We start from the raw sequence: 21,254 nt of genomic DNA, 5'->3' as shown, positions 1-21,254 counted from the left end.
GAATCAAAGATGAAAATCGTATTGTTTTATGCTTGAAACCTTGGTGTTAATAGCGGGCATCAACTTTGACACCGGCGTAGCCGGGGCCTAAATCGAAGATGGGCTGGTAACGGCCGCGCTCGCGCTGTGCGCTCCATAACCATTTGCCCGTCGCATAGCCGAGCAGGCCGCCGGCGGCGATATCCGAGACCCAGTGTTTGCTTTTGGCTGTGCGTCCGAGCGAGGTAATACCAGCAACACCATATAGCCAGGGTGCACGGTATTCGGCGGCAAACGGCGTGATTGCGCCGAACGTCACTGAGGCATGGTTGGATGGAAAGCTGCTGTCGCTACGCGACTGGCTTGCATCTTGCCGGCTCCAGTGGCCTTGACCTTCATCCGGGCGTGCACGGTTGAATGCCTGTTTGAGCAACATGCTGCCTCCGCCTGCCACAGCGGCCGATTGCAAGGCAATAAACCCGGTGTTCTGCAGTTTGCTGTCGCCAAGTGCCAGTGCCATGCCGGCACCACCTACTGCCAGCAAGGGAGCGGCCTTGCCCAGCTTGTCCCATGCCTTGATGCCGCGGTTGTCTTCATGGCCGGCCAGCTTGTCCCGCCATTTTTCGTCGGCCAGTGAAGCCAGTCCGATGGTGACGCCAGACCAGAATACGGTGTTGCCTAATTCGGACAGGCGCGGGAAGGCACTGCCCGAGTCGTCCAGTCGCAGCTTCACGTTTGGCCATGGCGTGATGCGTTCTATCGGCCGGGCAACGGCAGGGTGGTCCAGTTCGTCGACTCGCTCGGAAAAATTGCCCAGCCCGTCGGCGCTATGTAGTGTCAGCTCGCCGGACTCGACCATGGGGTAAAGATCGCCCGTGCTGCTTACCATTTGGCCGACATCGCGTGTCCATGGCGAGATGGCGAAGTTGGCACGCGAGCGGTTGTCTTGCGGCAGCAGTGCATGCAGCGGCATGCGGAAGAAGATGCCCTTGTCGAAGTAGGGCGAACTGGGCGTGCCGGGGCTGGTGATGTCTTCGCCGTCGGTGCGGGTATACCAGGCGCCCACTTCAAAGCCGGAGCGGAAACGGCGCTTGATCTCGAAACGCGCACCTAGGTCTTTGGCCAGAAAACGCCCGGCGCGCAAGGTGGCGGTCGTTTCGTAGGGGAGGCGGTAATGCAGCGAGCCGATGGCGGTGACCGTGTCGTAGTCGCGCATCCCTATCCAGCCCTGATAGTCGCGCTGGCGCAAGGCATCGACCGCGATATCGGCGGCCCAGCGTTTGTCGAACGGGGCGTACAGCAACTGGCCACCCGCGCCGGCAAACATTTCCTCGTACAGGCCGCCCGAGACGCGGCCGTACCATTCTCCTGCCGGCTTGAAATACTGGTTAACGACTGCCTTTTGCAGCTTGATGCGCCCGCCCTTTTTGTACTCGGCAATATCGCTGCGCACATGGGGTAGTGTGCTATTGGAAGCTTGTGTCACATCGCTGACATCTTCGAGCAAAGTAGCCGACAAGGTACTGTTGAAATACATGCCCTGTGCCAGGCGCCGATCGAAGTTGGCGGCGGCTGAAAGGTCATACTTGAGCGCCCCGCTGGGGTCATTGAAGTAAAAGCCCAGACGGGGGGCGACCTTGAAGCGGTTAAGCAGGCTGTCCTGTTTACGCAGTTGCACCATATCGCCATCTTCCGACATCAGCACCGCCAGCCCGTTATCATCGGCCAGGCCGGCTTGCAAAGAGCCGCCATCATCAGTGTGCTCGATTTTGTCCTGGGGGTTGCCCGGGCGTGCCAGAACAAAATCGCGAAAGCGCTGGCGGTCTATGCGTCCGGCCAGATAGTCATTTAATGCGCCGATATCGAAAAATTCGTAATGGCCAAGCGGCAGATCGAGTTCGGTGTAGGTGACCTTGATGCGGCGGGTTTGCTGCGGCATGTAATACAGCGCGGTGCGGACGGCCCGCCCGACGGCACGGCCCATGTCCGAAATGCGGCTATTGGACAAATTCATGTGCAGCGTGCCATTGCGGTAGGACAGGCTGACCAGGGTGTAGTCCTGTTGGTGCAGTACGCGTTGCAGAGCCTGAGCATAAGCCGGGTCGCTGCGCCACTGTTCGGCGCTGGGGCGTTGCGGCAACGCTTTGGGCGCGAAAATGGGCGGCTCGTAAATATGGGGGACAAATTCACGCTCGTTCAGCGGAATATTGACCATGGCGTTGATCGCGGCGTGGCTGGCTTGATGTGCCGCCTGTAGCGACAACCAGCCCCAGCGGTACTCGACGCCGGCCTTGACGCCCTTGCTGCGCTCGCTGGCGAAGGTTTCGCTGGCGCGGTGGTCACCCTGATAGTCTCGGGCATCGTATTCGGCGACCAGTGCCCAGTTGGCGTAGTCGCGCGGTGTCCAGCGCAGTCCGGCAAAAGCACCGTCAATACGGCCATCTCCGTAGCCGATACTGGTTTCCAGTGTGTCGAAGCGCTTGCTCAGGGCGAGGTAGTTGCTGCGAAACAGACCTGTGCCGAACAGGTCGGTGCGTCCGAGCGCAATGGCTGGGCTGAATTCGCCTTCGGGCCAGAGTTGCAGCTTGGCATCGAACACCTTGTCCTTGTAGTCGCCATAGGTGTTATGCCCGGCATGATCTTCTTCAAAACCGCTGATGCCGGCGATACTGACGTAACGCCCGGTCATCTGCAGTGCCGGGAACAGCGTCACCGAGGTCCATAGCGTGCTGTAAGGCTTGTCCTGGCTGTAGCCTATGCTCCATGTGCCATCCTGCCCGGTATAGGCGCTGGGCATATTGATATAGCCATCCTGCCCGCCCATATTGGGCGCAGCCATGGCTAGACTGGAAAACAGGAGGGTGGCGCTGCTAAGGACGTAATGTTTGGACACGGGGCACTTCGTATTTCGGGCATGCAAAAGGCTGAGTCACATTTATTGCGGCCCAGCCTGACTGAATACTGCGATGGTTTAGTGGTGGCTGGTAGACGAGTTGTTGTCGGATGCCGCAACGCCAATGGCAGCAACAGTAGCGCCAACAGCAACCAGAGCGGTGGTGCTCAGGCCGGCAACTGCTGCGGTGCTGGCAACAGCCGTAGTTGCGGCGGTAGTGGTGGCCGCGGCACCAGTGGCGCCTGCTGTTGTTGTTCCTGCGGCCGCAGCAGGCGCCACTGGTGCCGCCAGGGCGGAAATGGAGAACAGGCTGGCCACCAGGGCCAAGGTCAGGGTCTTTTTCATATGAATATACCTATCAAAAATGGGAGTAAGCTGCGTGGCAGCCATTGCAGAATAATTCATTTGGAATTTTTTTGCTCGAGACGCTAAGGGGGAATGTTCTAGATTGCAATTCTGCTTTGGCTATCAAGTGAGTACCTGCAAAGTAGACTAGCTTATGCGCATGTCAATACATTAAGTTTAAAATTATTCTAACAGCATTTTACTGATTTGAGGTATCCGTATTTATACTGAGAAACATTTTTTAGGGCATGGCACTACGCAATATCAATGATTTGAGAGTACGTCTTGCTCTTTGTCGGCAGTCTGATCTTGCTAAATCTCATCTTGCCCCCTTGAAAACCCTCCTCCCCGTCCTTACCATTAGCACTCGTAGGCGCCGAGTGCTAATGCCGGTGTCTCTAGGTACTGCTTTACATGGTTTCAAACCCACTTCCGCCACTGCAAATTTCAGGAGTGAACAATGGCAATCCGCCCTCTGCATGATCGTGTTGTTATCAAGCGTCTCGAAGCCGAAGAAAAAACGGCATCCGGTATTGTTCTGGCCAGTTCCGCTGTTGAAAAACCGGACATGGGCGAAGTTCTCGCTGTCGGTAACGGCAAAGTTCTGGACAACGGCGAGCGTCGTGGTCTGGAGCTGAAAGTTGGCGACAAGGTGTTGTTCGGCAAGTATGCCGGCCAGACCGTGAAGCTGGATGGCGAAGAAGTCATCGTGATGCGCGAAGAAGACGTGATGGGTATTGTCGAGTAAGACGCTTCGCGCCCCGACCCCGTTACGTAAACCTGTATTCAAGAATTCTGGAGATTGAGAATGGCTGCTAAAGACGTACGCTTCGGCGACTCCGCCCGCGCTAAAATGGTTGTTGGTGTCAATGTGCTGGCCGACGCCGTTAAAGTCACGCTGGGCCCTAAAGGCCGCAATGTAGTACTGGACCGCTCCTTCGGCGCACCGACCATCACCAAGGATGGTGTATCGGTTGCCAAGGAAATCGAACTGAAAGACAAGTTCGAAAACATGGGCGCGCAAATGGTGAAAGAAGTCGCTTCCAAGACTTCCGATGTGGCCGGTGACGGCACCACCACCGCGACCGTACTGGCACAGGCGATTGTCAAGGAAGGCATGAAGTTTGTGACCGCCGGCATGAACCCGATGGATCTGAAGCGCGGCATCGACAAGGCGGTGATTGCTCTGGTGAATGAAATCGCCAACATCTCCAAGCCTTGCGCCACCACCAAGGAAATCGCCCAGGTTGGCTCGATTTCCGCCAACTCCGATAGCGACATCGGCGAAATCATCGCCAATGCGATGGAAAAAGTAGGCAAGGAAGGCGTGATCACCGTTGAAGACGGCAAGAGCCTGAACAACGAGCTGGACGTGGTTGAAGGCATGCAGTTTGACCGCGGCTACCTGTCCCCGTACTTCATCAACACCCCGGAAAAGCAGGCTGCGATTCTGGAAATGCCGTACGTGCTGCTGTTCGACAAAAAAATCTCCAACATCCGCGATCTGCTGCCGGTGCTGGAGCAGGTGGCCAAGTCGGGCCGTCCGCTGTTGATCATCGCTGAAGACGTAGAAGGCGAAGCGCTGGCTACGCTGGTGGTGAACACCATTCGCGGCATCCTGAAAGTGGTTGCAGTGAAGGCGCCAGGTTTTGGCGACCGTCGCAAGGCCATGCTGCAGGACATCGCCGTACTGACCGGCGGCACCGTGATTGCCGAAGAAATCGGCCTGACGCTGGAAAAAACCACGCTGGAAATGCTGGGCCAGGCCAAGCGTATCGAAGTGGGCAAGGAAAACACCATCATTATCGACGGTGTGGGCGAAGCTGCCGTGATCCAGGCGCGTGTAGGCGAAGTACGCAAGCAGATCGAAGAAGCCTCCTCCGACTACGATCGCGAGAAGCTGCAGGAACGCGTGGCCAAGCTGGCCGGCGGTGTGGCTGTGATCAAGGTTGGCGCTGCGACCGAAGTGGAAATGAAAGAGAAGAAGGCCCGCGTTGAAGACGCGCTGCATGCGACCCGTGCTGCCGTTGAAGAAGGCGTGGTGCCTGGTGGTGGCGTTGCGCTGCTGCGTGCCCGTTCTTCGCTGGACAATGTCGTTGCCAGCAACGCCGATCAGGAAGCCGGCGTGAAGATCGTTCTGAAGGCCATCGAAGCGCCGCTGCGCCAGATCGTCGAGAACGCAGGCGACGAGCCATCGGTTGTGGTAAGCAAGGTGCTGGAAGGCAAGGGTAACTTCGGTTACAACGCCGCTTCCGGTGAATACGGCGACATGATCGAAATGGGCGTGCTGGATCCAGCCAAGGTGACCCGTTCGGCACTGCAGCACGCTGCATCCATCGCCGGCCTGATGCTGACGACCGATTGCATGGTAGCCGAGCTGCCGGAAGACAAGCCTGCGGCACCTGATATGGGTGGCATGGGCGGTATGGGCGGCATGGGCGGCATGATGTAATCAGCCGTTCGGGCAATCCAGCCTGAAAGATCAAAGCCCCCGTCGGGAAACCGGCGGGGGCTTTTTAGATTCGGGACACGGGATTAGGGATCTGGGACTCGGTGTGCTGCTTAAGCCAGACCGTGGCAACTCACGGATCCCGGTTCCCCGCTCCCCGAGTACAATCTGTTTTTCCAGAGGAGACCTGTATGCAACTGACCGAACTGATACGCACGCTAGACGCCTGGCTTGAGCCGTGGCGCTTCAAGGACTATGCACCCAACGGCTTGCAGATTGAAGGCCGGGCCGAGGTGAGGCGCGTGGTGTGCGGGGTGACTGCGTCGCAGGCGCTGATCGATGCTGCCATCGAGCGCAAGGCGGATGTCATTTTGGTGCATCACGGTTATTTCTGGAAAAACGAGGATAGTCGTATTACCGGCATCAAGCGTGCGCGCATCGCCAGCTTGCTGGCGCACGATATCAGCCTGATTGCCTATCATTTGCCGTTGGACGGACATGCCGAACTGGGCAATAACGCGCAACTGGGCGCGCGGCTGGGCTGTGTCGCCGACGGGCAGGGCGGTGAGCAAAATTTGTTGTGGCATGGTCATCTGCCTGAGGCACAGAGTGCGGCTAATTTTGCAAAAAGCATTTCTGCCGGGCTTGGGCGCGAGGCGGTGTTGCTGGGCGATGAGGGCGCGATGATCAAGCGGGTGGCGTGGTGTAGTGGCGGCGCGCAAGGCATGTTCGGTGACGCGATTGCGCTGGGCGTCGATGCCTTCGTGACTGGTGAGGTTTCCGAGCAAAACACCCATCAGGCAAGGGAAAGCGGGGTGGTGTTTATTGCGGCGGGTCATCATGCTTCGGAGCGCTACGGCATACAGGCGCTGGGTGTACATCTGTCTGCGATGACGGGGCTCGAGGTGGAGTATGTCGAAATCAGCAATCCTATATGAATGAAATTTTTAAAAGCAGCGCACAATTTATTTGCATAATCACTTCAAGTCCCTGCAAGGAATAAGGTAAACTCACGAGGTTAATAAGCTCGGTTTCCATTGTTTGAGGACGACGTAATGAGTGAGCAGCAAGTCGATACGGGGCGCCGTCGTTTCCTGACGGTCGCCACCAGCGCTGTTGGGGGCGTGGCCGCAGTAGGGGTCGCTACGCCATTTCTGATGAGTTTTTTTCCGTCTGAACGGGCAAAAGCGGCTGGCGCACCGGTAGAGGTCGATATCAGCAAGTTAGAGCCTGGCCAGAAGATTAACGTCGAATGGCGCGGCAAGCCGGTTTGGGTGTTGTCGCGTACGCCGGAGCAGCTAAAAGCCCTGCCTGGCCTGAATGGTCAGATGGTCGACCCGAATTCCGACACCAACCAGCAACCGGCCTACTGCAAGAACGAGTTCCGCTCGATCAAGCCGGAAATTCTGGTTGCTGTCGGTATTTGTACCCATCTGGGTTGTTCGCCAACCTACCGTCCCGACCTCGCGCCGGCAGATTTGGGGCCACAGTGGGTGGGCGGTTTCTACTGCCCGTGCCATGGCTCGAAGTTTGACCTGGCTGCCCGTGTGTACAAGGGGGTGCCGGCGCCAATCAATCTGGAAATTCCGCCGCACAAATACCTCACCGACACCCGGCTCTTGGTCGGCGACGACAAATAACAGGGGAAGACAAGAAAATGAGCAAAGGAAAAGCCCTCCTTAATTGGGTCGACGAGCGCTTCCCGCTGTCGTCGATGATGAAAGAGCACGTTACCGAATATTACGCGCCGAAGAACTTCAACTTCTGGTACTTCTTCGGTTCGCTGGCAATGCTGGTACTGGTGATCCAGATTGTCACCGGTATTTTCCTGACCATGAACTACAAGCCGGATGCGGCTTCGGCGTTCATGTCTGTTGAATACATCATGCGCGATGTGGGCGGTGGCTGGATCATCCGCTACATGCACTCGACCGGCGCCTCCATGTTCTTTGTGGTGGTCTATCTGCATATGTTCCGCGGGCTGATCTACGGCTCGTACAAGCAGCCGCGCGAGCTGGTATGGGTGTTTGGCACGCTGATCTTCCTGTGCCTGATGGCCGAAGCGTTTATGGGCTATCTGTTGCCATGGGGCCAGATGTCGTTCTGGGGCGCACAGGTGATCGTGAACCTGTTCGGCTCCATCCCAGTGATCGGTCCTGATCTGTCGGTGTGGATTCGTGGTGACTATGTGGTGTCCGATGCCACGCTCAACCGTTTCTTTGCCTTGCACGTGATTGCCGTACCGCTGATCCTGCTGGCGCTGGTGGTAGCCCACCTGATCGCCCTGCACGAAGTGGGTTCCAACAACCCGGACGGCGTCGAGATCAAGAAGAACAAGGATCCGATCACCCACATCCCGCTGGACGGCATCCCATTCCATCCTTACTACACCGTCAAGGATGTGCTGGGTGTGGTGGTATTCCTGATCGTGTTCTCGGCTATCCTGTTCTTTGCCCCTGAAGGTGGTGGCTACTTCCTGGAAGCGCCTAACTTCGATCCGGCTGACCCGCTGAAGACCCCTGCACATATCGCGCCGGTATGGTACTTCACTCCGTTCTACGCCATTTTGCGTGCGATTCCGTCCTTCCTGGGTACCCAGGTTTGGGGCGTGCTGGGCATGGGTGCCGCCGTGGTGTTGATCGCCTTCCTGCCGTGGCTGGATAAGAGTCCGGTCAAGTCGGTACGTTATCGTGGTCCGAAGTTCAAGATTGCGCTGGTGTTGTTCGTGATCTCCTTTATCGGTCTGGGTATTCTGGGCGCTTTGCCGTCTACCGACGTACGTACCATCGTGGCTCAGGTTCTGTCCTTTATTTACTTCGCGTTCTTCCTGGCAATGCCGTTCTACACCAAGAACGATGTGGGCAGCATTCCGGTGCCGGATCGTGTGACCGAGTCGACGCCTGCACGCCAGGTGCGTTTCGTGCTGCTGTGGGCACTGACGCTGGCAGGTTCGGTGTTGTTTGTGATGTACGTGTAAGGGGAGAGGCTGATATGAAAAAGACGATACGACAACTGATCGCCGCCGCCGTCCTCGCGTTGCCGGTTGCTACTGCTGTAGCGGCTGGTGGCGGTGTACCTCTGGACAAAGCGCCGATCAATCTGAAAGACACCGAAAGCTTGCAGCGCGGTGCCCAGATGTTCACCAACTACTGCCTGTCCTGTCACTCGGCCAACGCCATGCGTTACAACCGTCTGCTGGACATCGGTCTGAGCGAAGAGCAAATCAAGGCCAACATCCTGCCGCCGGGTGCCAAGATCGGCGACACGATGAAAATCTCCATGACCAAGGCCGATGCCGCTGCATGGTTTGGTGCTGCGCCGCCGGATCTGTCGGTGATTGCCCGCTCGCGTGGTGCTGACTATCTGTACAGCTATATGCGCAGCTTCTATAAGGACCCTAGCCGCGAAACCGGCTGGAACAACCTGGTATTCGACAAGGCTGCCATGCCGCATGTATTTGCCCAGTGGCAGGGCGAGCAGGTGTTGAAGCACGAGAAGCACGAAGGGCATGATGTGCCCAAGCTGGAACTGGTGAAGGCAGGTACCCTGACCAAGCTGGAAAACGGCAAGGCCAATACCGCCGAGTATGATCACCGCATGGCCGATCTGACCAACTATCTGGTGTTTATGGGTGAGCCTACCCAGGTCAAGCGCCACCAGCTGGGCTATATCGTCTTGCTGTTCCTGATTGTGGTGATGTTGCCGCTGGCTTACTTGCTGAAGAAGGAATACTGGAAAGACGTGCACTAAGCGCTTTTCAGGCTTTGAAAACGGAAAAGACGGGGGCGCTGCCCTCGTCTTTTTTCTTTTGTATCAATGGTTTGTCTTATTTGATTCGCTATTTGTAGTTGACAGGTGGTAGAATGTCTGGTTTCAGTTAGACCAAGACAAGGATCACGCGCCATGATGACTCTGTATTCCGGCACCACCTGCCCATTCAGCCAGCGCTGCCGCATCGTTCTGTTCGAAAAGGGCATGGATTTCGAAATCATCGACGTGGACCTGCACAACAAGCCGGAAGATCTGGCGGTGATGAACCCGTATAACGAAGTGCCGGTACTGGTCGAGCGCGATCTGATTCTGCATGAATCCAATATCATCAACGAATACATCGACGAGCGTTTCCCGCATCCGCAACTGATGCCGGCCGATCCGGTCATGCGCGCCCGTGCCCGCCTGTTCCTGTTCAGCTTCGAGCAGGAACTGTTCCGCCATGTGAAAACGCTGGAAGCCGGCGCGACGCCGAAAGAAGCGGCCAAGGCGCGTGAAGCGATCCGCGAAGGTCTGAGCATGATTGCGCCTATCTTCAGCAAGCAGAAATTCGTGCTGGGTGAAGAGTTCTCCATGATTGACGTGGCCATTGCGCCGCTACTGTGGCGTCTGGAACATTACAATATCGACCTGGGCCGCAATGCTTCGCCGATTCTCAAGTACGCCGAGCGTATTTTCCAGCGCCAGTCCTTTATCGACTCGCTGACTCCATCCGAAAAAGCGATGCGCAAGTAAGGGAAGCCTGATGAGTACGAGCACCAAACCCTATATGGTTCGTGCCATTTACGAATGGTGCAATGACAACAGCTATACGCCGCATATTGTCGTATGGGTGGACGAGAAGACCAGCGTGCCGCTCGAGTTCGTCAAGAACAACGAAATCGTGCTCAATATCAGTGCATCGGCCTGCAAGGGGCTGAGGATAGACAATGACTGGATTTCGTTTACCGCCCGCTTCGGCGGCGTGGCGCGCGAGTTGTGGATTCCAGTTGGTAATGTGATATCGATCTTTGCCCGCGAGAGCGGGGAGGGCATGGGGTTTGAAGTCGAACCCGCAGGCGGCCTTCATGCCGTGCCTGATGAAGCGCAGACCGGCTTGCCGGACGCGGCAGCAGAGGGGCCGGATGACGAACCGCCACGCCCGACTGGCCGGCCAAACCTGCGCATCGTCAAGTAAGCCTTGTTTGCAAAAAGCCCCACGTTCGCCTAGCAAGGCGGACGTGGGGCTTTTGCATGGTGAGCGCGAAGCTCATGGCCAAAAAAATGGGCGCCGAAGCGCCCCAAGTCCCTTACTCCAAGCAAATCTGTCTTATTCCACACGTTCACCATGCAGGCGTACGTCCAGACCTTCGCGTTCCTCTTCTTCCGTCACACGCAAGCCCATCACCAGATCAATGCCTTTGAGCAGGATGAAGGACACGATTGCGCAGTAGACGATGGTGACGCCGGCACCCAATGCCTGAGTGGCGAGGCTGCCTTCTACACCGCCGATTTCCTTGACCGCCAACACGCCGGTCAGCAGGGCGCCGACGATACCGCCGATGCCGTGCACGCCGAAGGCGTCAAGCGAGTCATCGTATTTCAGCATGTGTTTGAGACCGGTGGCGCCCCAGTAGCAGACGAGGCCGGCGACAAAGCCGATAATCAGTGCACCCTTGGCGTCGACAAAGCCGGCTGCCGGGGTGATGGCGACCAGTCCGGCCACCGCGCCGGAGGCGATGCCCAGTACCGACGGCTTGCCCTTGAGCGCCCATTCGGCAAACATCCAGGCCAGTGCCGCTACGCCGGTGGCGATCTGGGTCGTCATCATCGCCATGGCTGCGCGTCCGTCTGCAGCGACAGCGGAGCCTGCGTTAAAGCCGAACCAGCCCACCCACAGCATGGAGGCGCCGATCAGGGTCAGCACCAGATTGTGTGGTGCCATCGGTTCTTTGCCGTAGCCTACGCGCTTGCCCAGTACCAGGCAGCAGACCAGGCCGGCAATACCAGCATTGATATGCACCACGGTGCCGCCGGCAAAGTCGAGTACGCCATGGTCAAACATCCAGCCGCCTGGTGCCCATACCCAGTGTGCAACCGGCACGTAGACCAGCAGGGACCACAGAGTCATAAAGACCAGCATGGCCGAGAATTTCATGCGTTCGGCGAAGGCACCGGTGATCAGCGCGGGCGTAATGATGGCGAAGGTCATCTGGAACATCATGAACAGCGCTTCGGGAATCGTGCCGGCCAGCGGGTGTACTGTCAGCTTGCCTTCGTCCTTGAGGAAGGTAATGCCGTCCAGCATGATGCGGTCAAAACCACCGATCAGGCTGTTGCCCGGTGTGAAGGCCAGGCTATAGCCGATCACGACCCAGATGACGGTCATGAGTGCAGTGATGGCAAAGCTCTGCATCAGGGTGGACAGCACGTTCTTCTTGCGCACCATGCCGGCGTAAAACAGCGCCAGGCCCGGAATGGTCATAAACAGCACCAGCGCGGTCGAGGTCATCATCCACGCGGTGTCGCCGGCGCTGATCTTGCTGGCTTCAACCAGCTCTGGCGCCGCACCGGCGAAGGCCGGTACTGCGCTGGCAGCAAGCAGGGCTGCCAATGTGAAATGTTTTTTCATGTTTTGTTCTCCCCTTAAGCAAATGAAGGCTTCAGACTGCGTCGGATCCGGTTTCTCCGGTACGGATGCGCACGACCTGTTCCAGATTCATGACAAAAATCTTGCCGTCGCCAATCTTGCCGGTACGGGCAGTGTTTTCGATGGCCTCGACGACCTGATCCAGGATGTCGTCTTCGATGGCAATCTCCAGCTTGACCTTGGGTAGAAAGTCGACCACATATTCGGCGCCACGATAGAGCTCGGTATGCCCCTTTTGACGGCCAAAGCCCTTGACTTCGGTGACGGTGATGCCCTGCACGCCGATAGTCGACAGGGCTTCGCGGACTTCATCCAGCTTGAATGGCTTGATAATCGCGGTAATCAGTTTCATTTTCGTCTCCTGCGGTTCAGTAAGGTGTTTGGCGGGTACGACATGCATTCCCGGTTCTCTATGCAGAAAGCGTGCCAGCTTGTGAAGCAAGGCTTTACGTAGTTCGCAGGCGATGGCATGGCATCAGGTCGGTGCAGTGCGGGGTTTCGAGAGGCTGGTTGCACCTGTTTGGTGCGAGAGCGGTGCTGAAGTTATGTAGCATTCTTGCCAGTTGTCCGCGACAGGGCCGGTTTTGCTACACTTGGGAGCTGAGTCATGACGAAATCAAGGAGTGTTGCGATGTTGAGCCAAAAACTGTTCGATGAAATCAGCGCCAAAATTAACGAGACCATCGCCGCAAGCCCGGCCAAGGATATCGAGAAGAACATCAAGGCCATGATGGCGGCGACGTTCAGCAAAATGGATCTGGTGACGCGCGAAGAATTTGATGTGCAGCAGGAGGTGTTGGCGCGTACCCGCGAGCAACTGGTCGGGCTGGAGGCCCGCCTGTCGGCGCTTGAGTCCGCCAATGGCCCGGCAGCAGGTTCGGACGAGGAGCAGGCTAACCTCGGCCTGTCTTGAGCTGATGTCGTTTGCGGTCGCCATCAGCCGTGCGCTGAACGGGGTGGATGCGCCCGAGGTGGTGGTCGAGGCGCATCTGTCCAACGGCTTGCCGTCGTTTACGCTGGTTGGCCTGCCTGACACCGAGGTCAAAGAGAGCCGCGAGCGGGTGCGCGCGGCTTTGCTGATGGCGGGCTTTGATTTTCCGGCGCGGCGCATTACCGTCAATCTGGCACCGGCCGACCTGCCCAAGGAGTCCGGCCGTTTTGATTTGCCGATTGCGCTGGCGTTGTTGGGGGCATCCGGCCAGATTCCTTTATCATCCCTGGCCGCTTACGAGTTTGCCGGCGAGCTGGCATTGACCGGCGCCTTGCGCCCGGTGCGTGGTGCCCTGCCTATGGCGCTGGGGGCGCGTGCGGCCGGGCGCAGTTTTATCCTGCCGCAACAAAATGCGGCCGAAGCGGCCCGTGTCGACGGCGCGCTCGTGCTGGGTGCGAGTTCACTGGGGGAAGTCTGTGCCCATCTGGCAGGTCTGGCGCAATTGCAGCCTGTTTCCGCTGTGCCTTGTTCTGTTTGTACCGGCTACCCCGATCTGGCAGATGTCAAGGGGCAGGCAGGGGCGCGTCTTGCGCTGGAGGTGGCGGCAGCCGGCGGGCATAGCCTGCTGATGGTCGGCCCGCCAGGTACGGGCAAGTCTATGCTGGCACAGCGCCTGCCTGGCTTGTTGCCCGCTTTGACAGAGGGCGAAGCGCTGGAAGTCGCTGCGCTGCAATCTTTGTCCAGTCAGGGGTTTGTGGCGGCAAGCTGGGGTCTGCATCCGTTTCGAGCCCCGCACCACTCGGCCTCTTCGGTGGCAATGGTGGGGGGCGGCTCAGACCCGCGCCCGGGCGAAATCAGCCTGGCCCATCGCGGTGTGCTGTTTCTGGATGAGTTGCCCGAATTTGACCGGCGCGTACTGGAAGCCTTGCGCGAACCGCTGGACTCGGGCGAGATCCGTATCTCGCGTGCGGCACGTCAGGTCACGTTCCCTGCCGCTTTTCAGTTAATTGCGGCAATGAATCCCTGTCCCTGTGGCTATCTTGGCCACCCGCAGCGCGCTTGTCGTTGTACACCCGAGCAAATTGCCCGCTATCGGGGTAAAATCTCCGGCCCGCTGCTTGATCGTATCGATTTGCTGTTGGAGGTGCCGCCTTTAGCGGTTGCCGAGTTGCAAAGCGGTGTCCGGGAAGAGGGGAGCGAGCAGGTGAGCGCACGAGTGCTGTTGGCCCGGCAGCGGCAAATGGCGCGTCAAGGCAAGGTGAATGCCGCGCTGAGCGCCGCAGAAGTGGATGGCTTTTGCTTGCCGGATGCGGCGGCGCTTGCCGTGCTGGCTACGGCAAGTAGCCGTATGGCGTTATCGGCGCGTGCTTACCACCGTATTTTGCGCGTGGCGCGTACGCTGGCCGATCGTGATGACGCCGTCGGTATCGGGCGCGCTCATGTGTTGCTGGCTTTGCAGATGCGTCGTGCGCTGGGCAATGGGGCGATTTGATTTCGTCTATGATTTTTTATCAAGTTTTGGATTTTAATGAGCAATCGCGATTATAAAAGCAGTGCCCGCGCCTCGCGCAGTGCTGCGCCCGGTCCTAAAAAAGGCGGGAGCTTGCTGACCGGACTTCTGATTGGTCTGATTGTCGGCGTAGGAGCGGTGGTCGGTACCATGATGTATCTCAATCGTGCACCCACGCCGTTTAGCAATATGGAAAAACAGATGGAGCGCCAGCAGGCGGCCAGCGAAGCTGCGCCCGATGTGACGGTGCTTGCACCCGGCGCAGGCTTGCAGGAGGCGACACCACCGGCGAGTGCGCCATCAGATAATCTTCCGCCTTTGTCTGTTCCTGCTCCGTCGTTGCCACCGGCTTCATTGCCGGAGACGCCCAAGGCGGCGGTTAGCCAGGATGGCGAGCGTTTCGATTTTTACAAGATTTTGCCGGGCAAGATCGATGCTTTGCCGGGCAAGCAGGATGAAGCGCAAGGTACGGTGGCGCAGCCCAAGCGTTACAACCTGCAGGCCGGTGCTTTTGCCAACGAGGGCGAGGCGGACAATATGAAGGCCAAGCTGGCATTGATGGGGGTCGAAGCCAGCATTCATACCGCAGACACCGAAAAAGGCATTTTACACCGTGTGCGTATCGGCCCCTTTGCCAGTCAGGCAGATGCCGAGCGCGTGCGCTCCCAGCTTAAAGCCGGCGGTGTGGACACCAATTTATTGAAACCCTGAACTAGAACGCGTGACTGATAAGGAAAACGTAATGAAAAAATGGCTGGTACTTGGTGCGATGGTATTGAGCGGTTTCACCCAGGCTGCGATTGTGGCGGGCAAGGATTACAACGTGCTGCCCAAGGCGCAGCCTACGGCCCCAGGTAAAATCGGGGTGGTGGAGTTTTTCTCCTATAGCTGCATCCATTGCTACAACCTTGAGCCCGCCATGGCCAGCTGGAAAAAATCCCAGCCTGCCGATGTTGCGGTGAGCCGCGAGCAGGTGATGTGGGGCAAGAATATGGAAGGTTTCGTCAAGCTGCAGGCCACGATGAAGGCGACCGGCACCGAGGAGAAGCTGCACCGTCCGGCCTTCGAGGCCGTGATGAAGCAGCGCATCAATCTGGGGGACGAAGCTGTACTGGCCGGCTGGATTGCCAAACAGCCGGGTGTGGATGCCAAGCGCTTCATGGATACCTTCAAGTCTTTCGGTATGCAAGCCGCGGTCAATCGCGCCGCCAAACTGACGCGTGACTATCAGGTCGAAGGCACGCCGCTGGTGGTTGTAGCCGGCAAGTATGCCGTCGCGCCGGCCGAGCCGCAGCGCATCGTGCAGGTGGTGGACGAACTGGTTGCCAAGGTGCGCGCCGAGAAGAAGTAAGCGCCGCTGTTTCTGTGCTCTCATGTCCGGCCGCTGGCCGGACATGTGTTTTTATGCTCCGTACTCGATGAAAGTGAAGTGATTGTGGAATGGCTTATCCTGGCCAAGGCTTTATTGCTTGGTATCGTTGAAGGTCTGACGGAGTTCTTGCCGGTATCCAGTACCGGCCACCTGATTGTGGTCGGCGATCTGATCGGCTTTAACAACAATACCGGCAAGGTATTCGAGGTGGTGATCCAGTTAGGTGCCATTCTGGCGGTGGTGTGGGAATATCGTGCCCGCTTTAGCCATGTCGCCTGTGGCATGCTGGCGCGCGAGCCGGCATCCATCAAGTTTGTTTCCAATCTGATCGTCGCCTTTTTGCCTTCGGCAGTGATCGGTTTTCTGGCCGTCGGAGCGATCAAGTATTATCTGTTCAACCCGGTTTGCGTCGCGCTGGCACTGGTGGTTGGTGGCTTTATCATTTTGTGGGCCGAGCGTCGTCAGATTGATATCCCGCCGCGGGTGCATGACGTGGATGCGATGGACTGGAAAGATGCGCTCAAGGTCGGTGTGGCGCAGGTGTTCGCCATGGTGCCGGGCACTTCCCGCTCCGGTGCCACCATTATTGGTGGCATGCTGTTCGGGCTGGATCGCAAGGTGGCGACCGAGTTTTCCTTCTTCCTTGCCGTGCCGACGATGTTTGCCGCCACTATTTACGATGTGTTCAAGCATCGTGATCTGTTTACCGCAGCCGATATCCCTGTGTTTGCGGTCGGCATGGTGTCGTCGTTTATCAGCGCCTTTATTGTGGTGCGCTGGCTGATCCGTTTTGTTTCCGGTCATACTTTCAATGTATTTGCCTGGTACCGCATCGCCTTTGGCCTGATCATTCTGGCTTCCTGGTACTGGGGTTGGGTGGCCTGGACGGTGTAAGCAAGGGTCGGGCTGCCGGTGGGTAATTGTTAATTTAAATTGACAACCGGCAGCCCGATGAGTATTATGCATTTCTCAGTCGCGGGGTGGAGCAGTCTGGTAGCTCGTCGGGCTCATAACCCGAAGGTCGTAGGTTCGAATCCTGCCCCCGCAACCAGTTTTCGCAGTATCGGTTTTACCGGTAAGCAAGCAGTTCAGTCGCGGGATGGAGCAGTCTGGTAGCTCGTCGGGCTCATAACCCGAAGGTCGGAGGTTCGAATCCTGCCCCCGCAACCCGTTTTCGCAGTATCGGTTTTACCGGTAAGCACGCAGTTCAGTCGCGGGATGGAGCAGTCTGGTAGCTCGTCGGGCGCATAACCCGAAGGTCGTAGGTGCGAATCCTGCCCCCGCAACCAGTTTTCGCAGGATCGGTTTTACCGGTAAGCAAGCAGTTCAGCCGCGGGGTGGAGCAGTCTGGTCGCTCGTCGGGCTCATAACCCGAAGGTCGTAGGTTCGAATCCTGCTCCCGCAACCAGTTTTAACCGGTAGACAAGCCGGGGTCTAGTGCCAAAATTCCTGTCGCGGGGTGGAGCAGTCTGGTAGCTCGTCGGGCTCATAACCGGAAGGTCGTAGGTTCGAATCCTGCTCCCGCAACCAGGTTTAACCGGTAGACAAGCCGGGGTCTAGTGCCAGAATTCCTGTCGCGGGGTGGAGCAGGCTGGTAGCTCGTCGGGCTCATAACCGGAAGGTCGTAGGTTCGAATCCTGCCCCCGCAACCAGTTTCAACCGGAAGATAATCCGGGGCGCTTGCGCCAAACACCTCTGTCGCGGGGTGGAGCAGTCTGGTAGCTCGTCGGGCTCATAACCCGAAGGTCGTAGGTTCGAATCCTGCCCCCGCAACCAAAAACAAAAACCCGATGCCTAGGCATCGGGTTTTTTGTCTTTCCTTGCTGTTTTAATTAGCACTCAAGCCATGCGGCTTGTCAGCTCGATCAGTGTCGGCTGGCTGCGCTTGGCTGCAGCCAGCACTGCATGAACGATCACTTCTTCGTCATCGCTGCGTTCAGCCTGCCAGCCGTAGGCGTGCGCCAGCGCCACAAAATCAGGGCTGGGCAGGTCGACGCCGAGCGGTGTGATCTCGGCTGCCTGCATGGCGCTCTTGATTTCGCCATAGCAGGCGTTGTTCAGTAGCAGCAGTACCAGTCGTACGTCACTCTGGATCGCGCTACCCAGCTCCGCCAGTGTGAACTGCAGGCCGCCATCACCGACCAGACAGATCACGGTCTGCGCAGGCTCGGCCAGCGCCGCACCGATTGCCGCCGGTAAGCCGTAGCCCAGTGCGCCGAAGCCGGCCGAGGCGTTGAACCAGTGGTGCGGGGCTGGCGCGTCGAAGCCGAGGTTGCCGGCGTAGACAAGGCGGGTCGAATCGCCTACCCAGCGTGCCTCGGGCAAGGCGTCACGTATGCGCAGCAGCAGGTGCAGGTCGGCGTGGCTTTGCGCGTCCAGCGTCTGCCAGAAGGCCGCGCGAGTCTGTGCCGCACGCTGAGCGCCATGCGTGCTGCCCTGATGGCCTGCCAGCAAGGCGCTCAGCGTGCTGGCGCAAGCCGCCGAGTCGCCGGCGAGCGGCAGGTCGGCTGCCCGGTTGCGAAAGAGCTGCTGCGGGTCGATGTCGATACGGATCAGTTGTCCGGGCACGCAAAAACCACCGTCTGCGTACATATCGTAATCAGTCGGCCCAAGCTCGGTGCCGATCGCTAGCACGACGTCGCTGTCTTCGATCAGTGCGCGGGTGGCCGGCAGTGACGGCGAGCAGGATAGTGCCAGCGGGTGACCGGCAGGCAGCAGACCACGTGCGTTGATGGTCATCAATACAGGTGCGTCCAGTTGCTCAGCCAGACGAGTAATTTCATCTGCCGCATGGCAGGCGCCGCCCCCGACCAGTAGCAGCGGACGTTGCGCCCTACGCAGGCGCTGTGCGGCGTCTTGCAGTGCTTCATGCGCGGCGGTACCGCGCTTGAGACGTGGAGGTGCTTGTGGAACCGGCAGGTGGCCGGCGGGTGCTGTCATCAAGTCGAGCGGAATTTCAATATGAACCGGTCGCGGGCGTGCTCCATCGAAGACGGCAAACGCGCGCGCCAGCACCTGTGGCAGCTCGTCGGCGCAGCGGATGCTATGGCTGAAGGCGCTGATTTGGCTGGCTAGCGCCTGCTGGTCGGGCAGTTCGTGCAGATAACCATTGCCCGAGCCCGCTTTGCCGAGCGCATTGACGCCGGAAATAACCAGTAGCGGCACCGAGTCGGCGTATGCCTGTCCCATAGCCGTGAGCAGGTTGGTAAGGCCGGGGCCGGAAATGACAAGGCAGACGCCGGGTTTTCCGCTTACCCGCGCGTAGCCGTCGGCCATGAAGCCCAGACTTTGCTCATGGCGTGCGCCGATGTGGCGGATCGGGCTGTCAGCCAGTCCGCGGTAGAGCTCAACGGTATGTACGCCCGGGATGCCGAACACGGTATCTACACCGTAGGCGGCCAACAGCTCGCACAAGTAGATGCCTAGCGTTTTCATGCTGCGCTCCCGCTGGCGATGCCCAGTTGCTGTCGTTGCAACTGGCGGGAAAAGGCGGCAATGTGGCGGCATGCTTCGGCGAGCCGCTCTTCTTCCAGTACAAAGCCCAGTCGCACAAAGCCGCTGGCACTGTCGCCGAAGGCGCTGGCGTCGAGCACCGCCACGCCGGTCTCTTCAAACAGTTGCCAGGCAAAGTCGTGTGCAGATAGCCCGCTGCCACGCACGTCTAGCAGCATGAACATGCCCGCTTCCGGCAGGCTGCAGGCCAGTCCTTCCACACCGGATAGCAGCGCATAGCAGACATCGCGGCGGTGACGGTAGGTCTCGCGCATCGTTTTCACGATAAGCTCGCGCTCTTCGATTGCCAGCTGCGCCGCCTCCTGGATAAAGCCCGGCAGACCGTACAACATGCACAGTGCGAGCCGTTCGAGGTGCGCGGCCAGCGTGGGGGGGGAAACCACCCAGCCCACGCGCCAGCCGGCCATGGCATGAGATTTGGAAAGACTGCCGATGGTTACCGTGCGTGCAGCCATGCCCGGCAGGCTGGCCATGCTCAGATGAGGCTGCTCGAAAGTGAGCCCGGCATAGACTTCGTCCGCCACCACCCACAGGTCGTGGGCTTGTGCCAATTCAGCAATGGCTGCCAGTTCGTCATGATGCATGACCGCACCGGTCGGATTGTTCGGCGTCGCCAGAAAGATGGCACGGGTGCGGGGGGTGATCGCACGGACAAAAGCTGCCGCCCGCAGATGAAAGCCATCACTGGCATGCACCGCGACCGGCACCAGTGTCGCACCGCTGGCGCGGATGCTTGCTTCGTAGGTGAGGTACATCGGCTCTGGCACCAGTACTTCGTCTCCGGCCTCGCACAGACACTGCGCGGTGGCAAACAGCCCGTTTTGCGCGCCGGCGACCACGGTGACCTGATCTGCACTGACGGCTTGTCCTGTCTGTGCGCTATGCATCTGTGCAATGGCGCGGCGCAAGCCTAGTCGGCCATTGACTTCGCTGTAGTGGGTATCACCGGCTCGCAGGGCGCTGACCGCGCGTTCAGTGATCCGGGATGGCGTGGCAAAGTCGGGGTCGCCGACGCTGAGAATAAAGACTTCCCGTCCAGCAGCCTGCGCTTCCAGCGCGCGATAGTGGATTTGCCAGGCATCGGTGCGTTTGCCCGCTAGGCGGTCGACCAGACTCGAGAAATGCATGCGAAGAATCCTTGTGCGTGGAAGTTAAAGCGCGTTGCGAAAAGGCAGGCGAGACTCGAGCCGTTTGAAAAGCTGCTCGATGGCAATTGCCAGCAACAGGTAGAGCCCGGCGATGATCAGCAGCGGCTCATAGGTCAGGAAGGTCTGGTTACGGATCAGATTGGCGACCCCCAGTGCGTCCATGACGGCAACGGTTGACGCTAGTGCGGTCGATTTCAGTAGCATGACCGATTCGCCGGCAAGGGTCGGTAACAGCATGTACAGCGTTTGTGGCAGCCAGATGCGGCGTATGACCAGCAAGCGCGGCATGCCCAGTGCGCGTGCCGCTTCCAGTCCGCCCTTCGGCACCGCGCGCAGCCCGCTTTTGAGGACTTCGCCTAGATAGCCGCCAACGCTGAGCGTTAGCGCCAGTGCGACATACCAGAAGCCTTCGCGCAGATAAGGCCACAGTATGGAGTCGCGCAGGGTCGGCATATCCTGAAACAGGCTGCCAAGGCCGTAATACAATACGTAAATCTGCACCAGAAGCGGCGTACCGCGTATCAGATTGGTGTAGGACAGGCTGAACCAGGCGATAAAGGGCTGTTTCGAGAGACGGCCGAAGCCGACCAGTATCGCCAGCACAAAACCTGCACTTCCCGAAACCAGCAGCAATTGCACGGTGGTCAGTGCCGCGAGCCATAGTTGCGGGTGGTACTCGGAGAACCAGGAAAAATCCATATGCTTTCCTTATCG

At 58.6% G+C, this 21,254-nt stretch carries 20 protein-coding genes and 7 tRNA genes; 20 read left to right on the top strand and 7 right to left on the bottom strand.

Annotation, left to right across the window (positions count from 1 at the left end; translation table 11 throughout):
- Positions 1-46 precede the first annotated feature (46 nt).
- Together GQF02_RS11700 and GQF02_RS11695 are read right to left on the bottom strand one after the other, a co-directional pair.
- On the bottom strand, positions 47-2,872 hold the full coding sequence (locus tag GQF02_RS11700; protein WP_328698614.1) for a YjbH domain-containing protein: 2,826 nt from the start codon (positions 2,870-2,872) through the stop codon (positions 47-49).
- A gap of 78 nt (positions 2,873-2,950) precedes the next feature.
- A complete protein-coding gene (locus GQF02_RS11695) occupies positions 2,951-3,217 on the bottom strand; it encodes a hypothetical protein (RefSeq protein ID WP_160797348.1) in 267 nt (88 codons plus the stop codon).
- 460 nt (positions 3,218-3,677) lie between these two features.
- Here GQF02_RS11695 and groES point away from each other — a divergent pair, with 460 nt between their 5' ends.
- The 8 genes from groES to GQF02_RS11655 all read left to right on the top strand — a co-directional run bounded on the left by groES (position 3,678) and on the right by GQF02_RS11655 (position 10,614).
- The gene (groES, locus tag GQF02_RS11690; RefSeq protein ID WP_160797346.1) at positions 3,678-3,965 is read left to right on the top strand and encodes a co-chaperone GroES; all 288 of its coding nucleotides are present in this window, start codon (positions 3,678-3,680) and stop codon (positions 3,963-3,965) included.
- 60 nt (positions 3,966-4,025) lie between these two features.
- Positions 4,026-5,669, top strand: coding sequence for a chaperonin GroEL (gene groL / locus GQF02_RS11685; RefSeq protein ID WP_124735213.1), 1,644 nt, complete (start codon positions 4,026-4,028; stop codon positions 5,667-5,669).
- A gap of 188 nt (positions 5,670-5,857) precedes the next feature.
- A complete protein-coding gene (locus GQF02_RS11680) occupies positions 5,858-6,604 on the top strand; it encodes a Nif3-like dinuclear metal center hexameric protein (protein ID WP_160797343.1) in 747 nt (248 codons plus the stop codon).
- Between the two features lie 117 nt (positions 6,605-6,721).
- The gene (gene petA, locus GQF02_RS11675; RefSeq protein ID WP_124735211.1) at positions 6,722-7,306 is read left to right on the top strand and encodes a ubiquinol-cytochrome c reductase iron-sulfur subunit; all 585 of its coding nucleotides are present in this window, start codon (positions 6,722-6,724) and stop codon (positions 7,304-7,306) included.
- 17 nt (positions 7,307-7,323) lie between these two features.
- Positions 7,324-8,643: a cytochrome b gene (locus GQF02_RS11670; protein WP_124735210.1), complete on the top strand. Its 1,320-nt coding sequence runs from the start codon at positions 7,324-7,326 to the stop codon at positions 8,641-8,643.
- A 14-nt stretch (positions 8,644-8,657) separates the two neighbouring features.
- Positions 8,658-9,416 carry a cytochrome c1 gene (locus tag GQF02_RS11665; protein WP_160797341.1) on the top strand — a complete coding sequence of 253 codons (759 nt, stop codon included), beginning with the start codon at positions 8,658-8,660 and terminating at the stop codon, positions 9,414-9,416.
- A 153-nt stretch (positions 9,417-9,569) separates the two neighbouring features.
- Positions 9,570-10,172 carry a glutathione S-transferase N-terminal domain-containing protein gene (locus tag GQF02_RS11660; RefSeq protein ID WP_124735208.1) on the top strand — a complete coding sequence of 201 codons (603 nt, stop codon included), beginning with the start codon at positions 9,570-9,572 and terminating at the stop codon, positions 10,170-10,172.
- 10 nt (positions 10,173-10,182) lie between these two features.
- Positions 10,183-10,614 (top strand): ClpXP protease specificity-enhancing factor, encoded by a 432-nt coding sequence (locus GQF02_RS11655; RefSeq protein WP_160797339.1) that lies wholly within the window; start codon positions 10,183-10,185, stop codon positions 10,612-10,614.
- A 132-nt stretch (positions 10,615-10,746) separates the two neighbouring features.
- Here GQF02_RS11655 and GQF02_RS11650 read toward each other — a convergent pair whose 3' ends face one another.
- Both GQF02_RS11650 and glnK read right to left on the bottom strand, forming a co-directional pair.
- The gene (locus GQF02_RS11650; RefSeq protein ID WP_124735206.1) at positions 10,747-12,048 is read right to left on the bottom strand and encodes an ammonium transporter; all 1,302 of its coding nucleotides are present in this window, start codon (positions 12,046-12,048) and stop codon (positions 10,747-10,749) included.
- Between the two features lie 31 nt (positions 12,049-12,079).
- Positions 12,080-12,418: a P-II family nitrogen regulator gene (glnK, locus tag GQF02_RS11645; RefSeq protein WP_124735205.1), complete on the bottom strand. Its 339-nt coding sequence runs from the start codon at positions 12,416-12,418 to the stop codon at positions 12,080-12,082.
- 279 nt (positions 12,419-12,697) lie between these two features.
- On the opposite strand from glnK, the gene GQF02_RS11640 reads away from it, so the two are divergent.
- From GQF02_RS11640 to GQF02_RS11585, 12 genes are all read left to right on the top strand, one after another.
- Positions 12,698-12,979, top strand: a complete 282-nt coding sequence (locus GQF02_RS11640; RefSeq protein ID WP_124735204.1) for an accessory factor UbiK family protein — start codon at positions 12,698-12,700, stop codon at positions 12,977-12,979.
- Between the two features lie 4 nt (positions 12,980-12,983).
- Positions 12,984-14,489 carry a YifB family Mg chelatase-like AAA ATPase gene (locus tag GQF02_RS11635; RefSeq protein ID WP_160797337.1) on the top strand — a complete coding sequence of 502 codons (1,506 nt, stop codon included), beginning with the start codon at positions 12,984-12,986 and terminating at the stop codon, positions 14,487-14,489.
- 36 nt (positions 14,490-14,525) lie between these two features.
- Positions 14,526-15,218 carry an SPOR domain-containing protein gene (locus GQF02_RS11630; protein ID WP_160797335.1) on the top strand — a complete coding sequence of 231 codons (693 nt, stop codon included), beginning with the start codon at positions 14,526-14,528 and terminating at the stop codon, positions 15,216-15,218.
- Between the two features lie 31 nt (positions 15,219-15,249).
- The gene (locus GQF02_RS11625) at positions 15,250-15,858 is read left to right on the top strand and encodes a thiol:disulfide interchange protein DsbA/DsbL (protein ID WP_160797333.1); all 609 of its coding nucleotides are present in this window, start codon (positions 15,250-15,252) and stop codon (positions 15,856-15,858) included.
- A gap of 84 nt (positions 15,859-15,942) precedes the next feature.
- Entirely contained in the window at positions 15,943-16,773 is an 831-nt protein-coding gene (locus tag GQF02_RS11620) for an undecaprenyl-diphosphate phosphatase (protein WP_124735200.1), read from the top strand.
- Between the two features lie 80 nt (positions 16,774-16,853).
- A tRNA-Met gene (locus GQF02_RS11615) sits at positions 16,854-16,930 on the top strand.
- Positions 16,931-16,972: 42 nt separating this feature from the next.
- Positions 16,973-17,046: transfer RNA gene (locus GQF02_RS11610), tRNA-Met, on the top strand.
- 45 nt (positions 17,047-17,091) lie between these two features.
- Positions 17,092-17,168: transfer RNA gene (locus tag GQF02_RS11605), tRNA-Met, on the top strand.
- Between the two features lie 42 nt (positions 17,169-17,210).
- A tRNA-Met gene (locus GQF02_RS11600) sits at positions 17,211-17,287 on the top strand.
- Positions 17,288-17,332: 45 nt separating this feature from the next.
- Positions 17,333-17,409 (top strand) — tRNA-Met (locus GQF02_RS11595).
- Positions 17,410-17,454: 45 nt separating this feature from the next.
- A tRNA-Met gene (locus tag GQF02_RS11590) sits at positions 17,455-17,531 on the top strand.
- Positions 17,532-17,578: 47 nt separating this feature from the next.
- Positions 17,579-17,655 (top strand) — tRNA-Met (locus GQF02_RS11585).
- Positions 17,656-17,718: 63 nt separating this feature from the next.
- Here GQF02_RS11585 and GQF02_RS11580 read toward each other — a convergent pair.
- The 3 genes from GQF02_RS11580 to GQF02_RS11570 are packed head-to-tail and all read right to left on the bottom strand — an operon-like array spanning position 17,719 to position 21,239.
- The gene (locus GQF02_RS11580; protein ID WP_160797331.1) at positions 17,719-19,314 is read right to left on the bottom strand and encodes a 5-guanidino-2-oxopentanoate decarboxylase; all 1,596 of its coding nucleotides are present in this window, start codon (positions 19,312-19,314) and stop codon (positions 17,719-17,721) included.
- On the bottom strand, positions 19,311-20,519 hold the full coding sequence (locus tag GQF02_RS11575) for a pyridoxal phosphate-dependent aminotransferase (protein ID WP_160797329.1): 1,209 nt from the start codon (positions 20,517-20,519) through the stop codon (positions 19,311-19,313). The genes GQF02_RS11580 and GQF02_RS11575 overlap by 4 nt, the downstream gene beginning before the upstream one ends.
- A 24-nt stretch (positions 20,520-20,543) precedes the next feature.
- Positions 20,544-21,239, bottom strand: coding sequence for an ABC transporter permease (locus GQF02_RS11570; protein WP_160797326.1), 696 nt, complete (start codon positions 21,237-21,239; stop codon positions 20,544-20,546).
- Positions 21,240-21,254 lie beyond the last annotated feature (15 nt).

The sequence above is a fragment of the Craterilacuibacter sinensis genome, assembly GCF_009831765.1.
Lineage (GTDB): Bacteria > Pseudomonadota > Gammaproteobacteria > Burkholderiales > Chromobacteriaceae > Craterilacuibacter > Craterilacuibacter sinensis.
Note: the sequence above shows the minus strand (reverse complement) of the source record. Positions and strands in the feature narration are given on the sequence as shown.

Coding starts and splice junctions, on each gene's coding strand:
- GQF02_RS11680 (WP_160797343.1), top strand. CDS start 5,858: ATGCAACTGACCGAACTGATACGCACGCTAGACGCCTGGCTTGAGCCG.
- glnK (WP_124735205.1), bottom strand. CDS start 12,418: ATGAAACTGATTACCGCGATTATCAAGCCATTCAAGCTGGATGAAGTC.
- GQF02_RS11670 (WP_124735210.1), top strand. CDS start 7,324: ATGAGCAAAGGAAAAGCCCTCCTTAATTGGGTCGACGAGCGCTTCCCG.
- petA (WP_124735211.1), top strand. CDS start 6,722: ATGAGTGAGCAGCAAGTCGATACGGGGCGCCGTCGTTTCCTGACGGTC.
- GQF02_RS11640 (WP_124735204.1), top strand. CDS start 12,698: ATGTTGAGCCAAAAACTGTTCGATGAAATCAGCGCCAAAATTAACGAG.
- GQF02_RS11655 (WP_160797339.1), top strand. CDS start 10,183: ATGAGTACGAGCACCAAACCCTATATGGTTCGTGCCATTTACGAATGG.
- groL (WP_124735213.1), top strand. CDS start 4,026: ATGGCTGCTAAAGACGTACGCTTCGGCGACTCCGCCCGCGCTAAAATG.
- GQF02_RS11695 (WP_160797348.1), bottom strand. CDS start 3,217: ATGAAAAAGACCCTGACCTTGGCCCTGGTGGCCAGCCTGTTCTCCATT.
- GQF02_RS11630 (WP_160797335.1), top strand. CDS start 14,526: ATGAGCAATCGCGATTATAAAAGCAGTGCCCGCGCCTCGCGCAGTGCT.
- GQF02_RS11650 (WP_124735206.1), bottom strand. CDS start 12,048: ATGAAAAAACATTTCACATTGGCAGCCCTGCTTGCTGCCAGCGCAGTA.
- GQF02_RS11665 (WP_160797341.1), top strand. CDS start 8,658: ATGAAAAAGACGATACGACAACTGATCGCCGCCGCCGTCCTCGCGTTG.
- GQF02_RS11625 (WP_160797333.1), top strand. CDS start 15,250: ATGAAAAAATGGCTGGTACTTGGTGCGATGGTATTGAGCGGTTTCACC.
- GQF02_RS11635 (WP_160797337.1), top strand. CDS start 12,984: ATGTCGTTTGCGGTCGCCATCAGCCGTGCGCTGAACGGGGTGGATGCG.
- GQF02_RS11570 (WP_160797326.1), bottom strand. CDS start 21,239: ATGGATTTTTCCTGGTTCTCCGAGTACCACCCGCAACTATGGCTCGCG.
- GQF02_RS11575 (WP_160797329.1), bottom strand. CDS start 20,519: ATGCATTTCTCGAGTCTGGTCGACCGCCTAGCGGGCAAACGCACCGAT.
- GQF02_RS11580 (WP_160797331.1), bottom strand. CDS start 19,314: ATGAAAACGCTAGGCATCTACTTGTGCGAGCTGTTGGCCGCCTACGGT.
- groES (WP_160797346.1), top strand. CDS start 3,678: ATGGCAATCCGCCCTCTGCATGATCGTGTTGTTATCAAGCGTCTCGAA.
- GQF02_RS11660 (WP_124735208.1), top strand. CDS start 9,570: ATGATGACTCTGTATTCCGGCACCACCTGCCCATTCAGCCAGCGCTGC.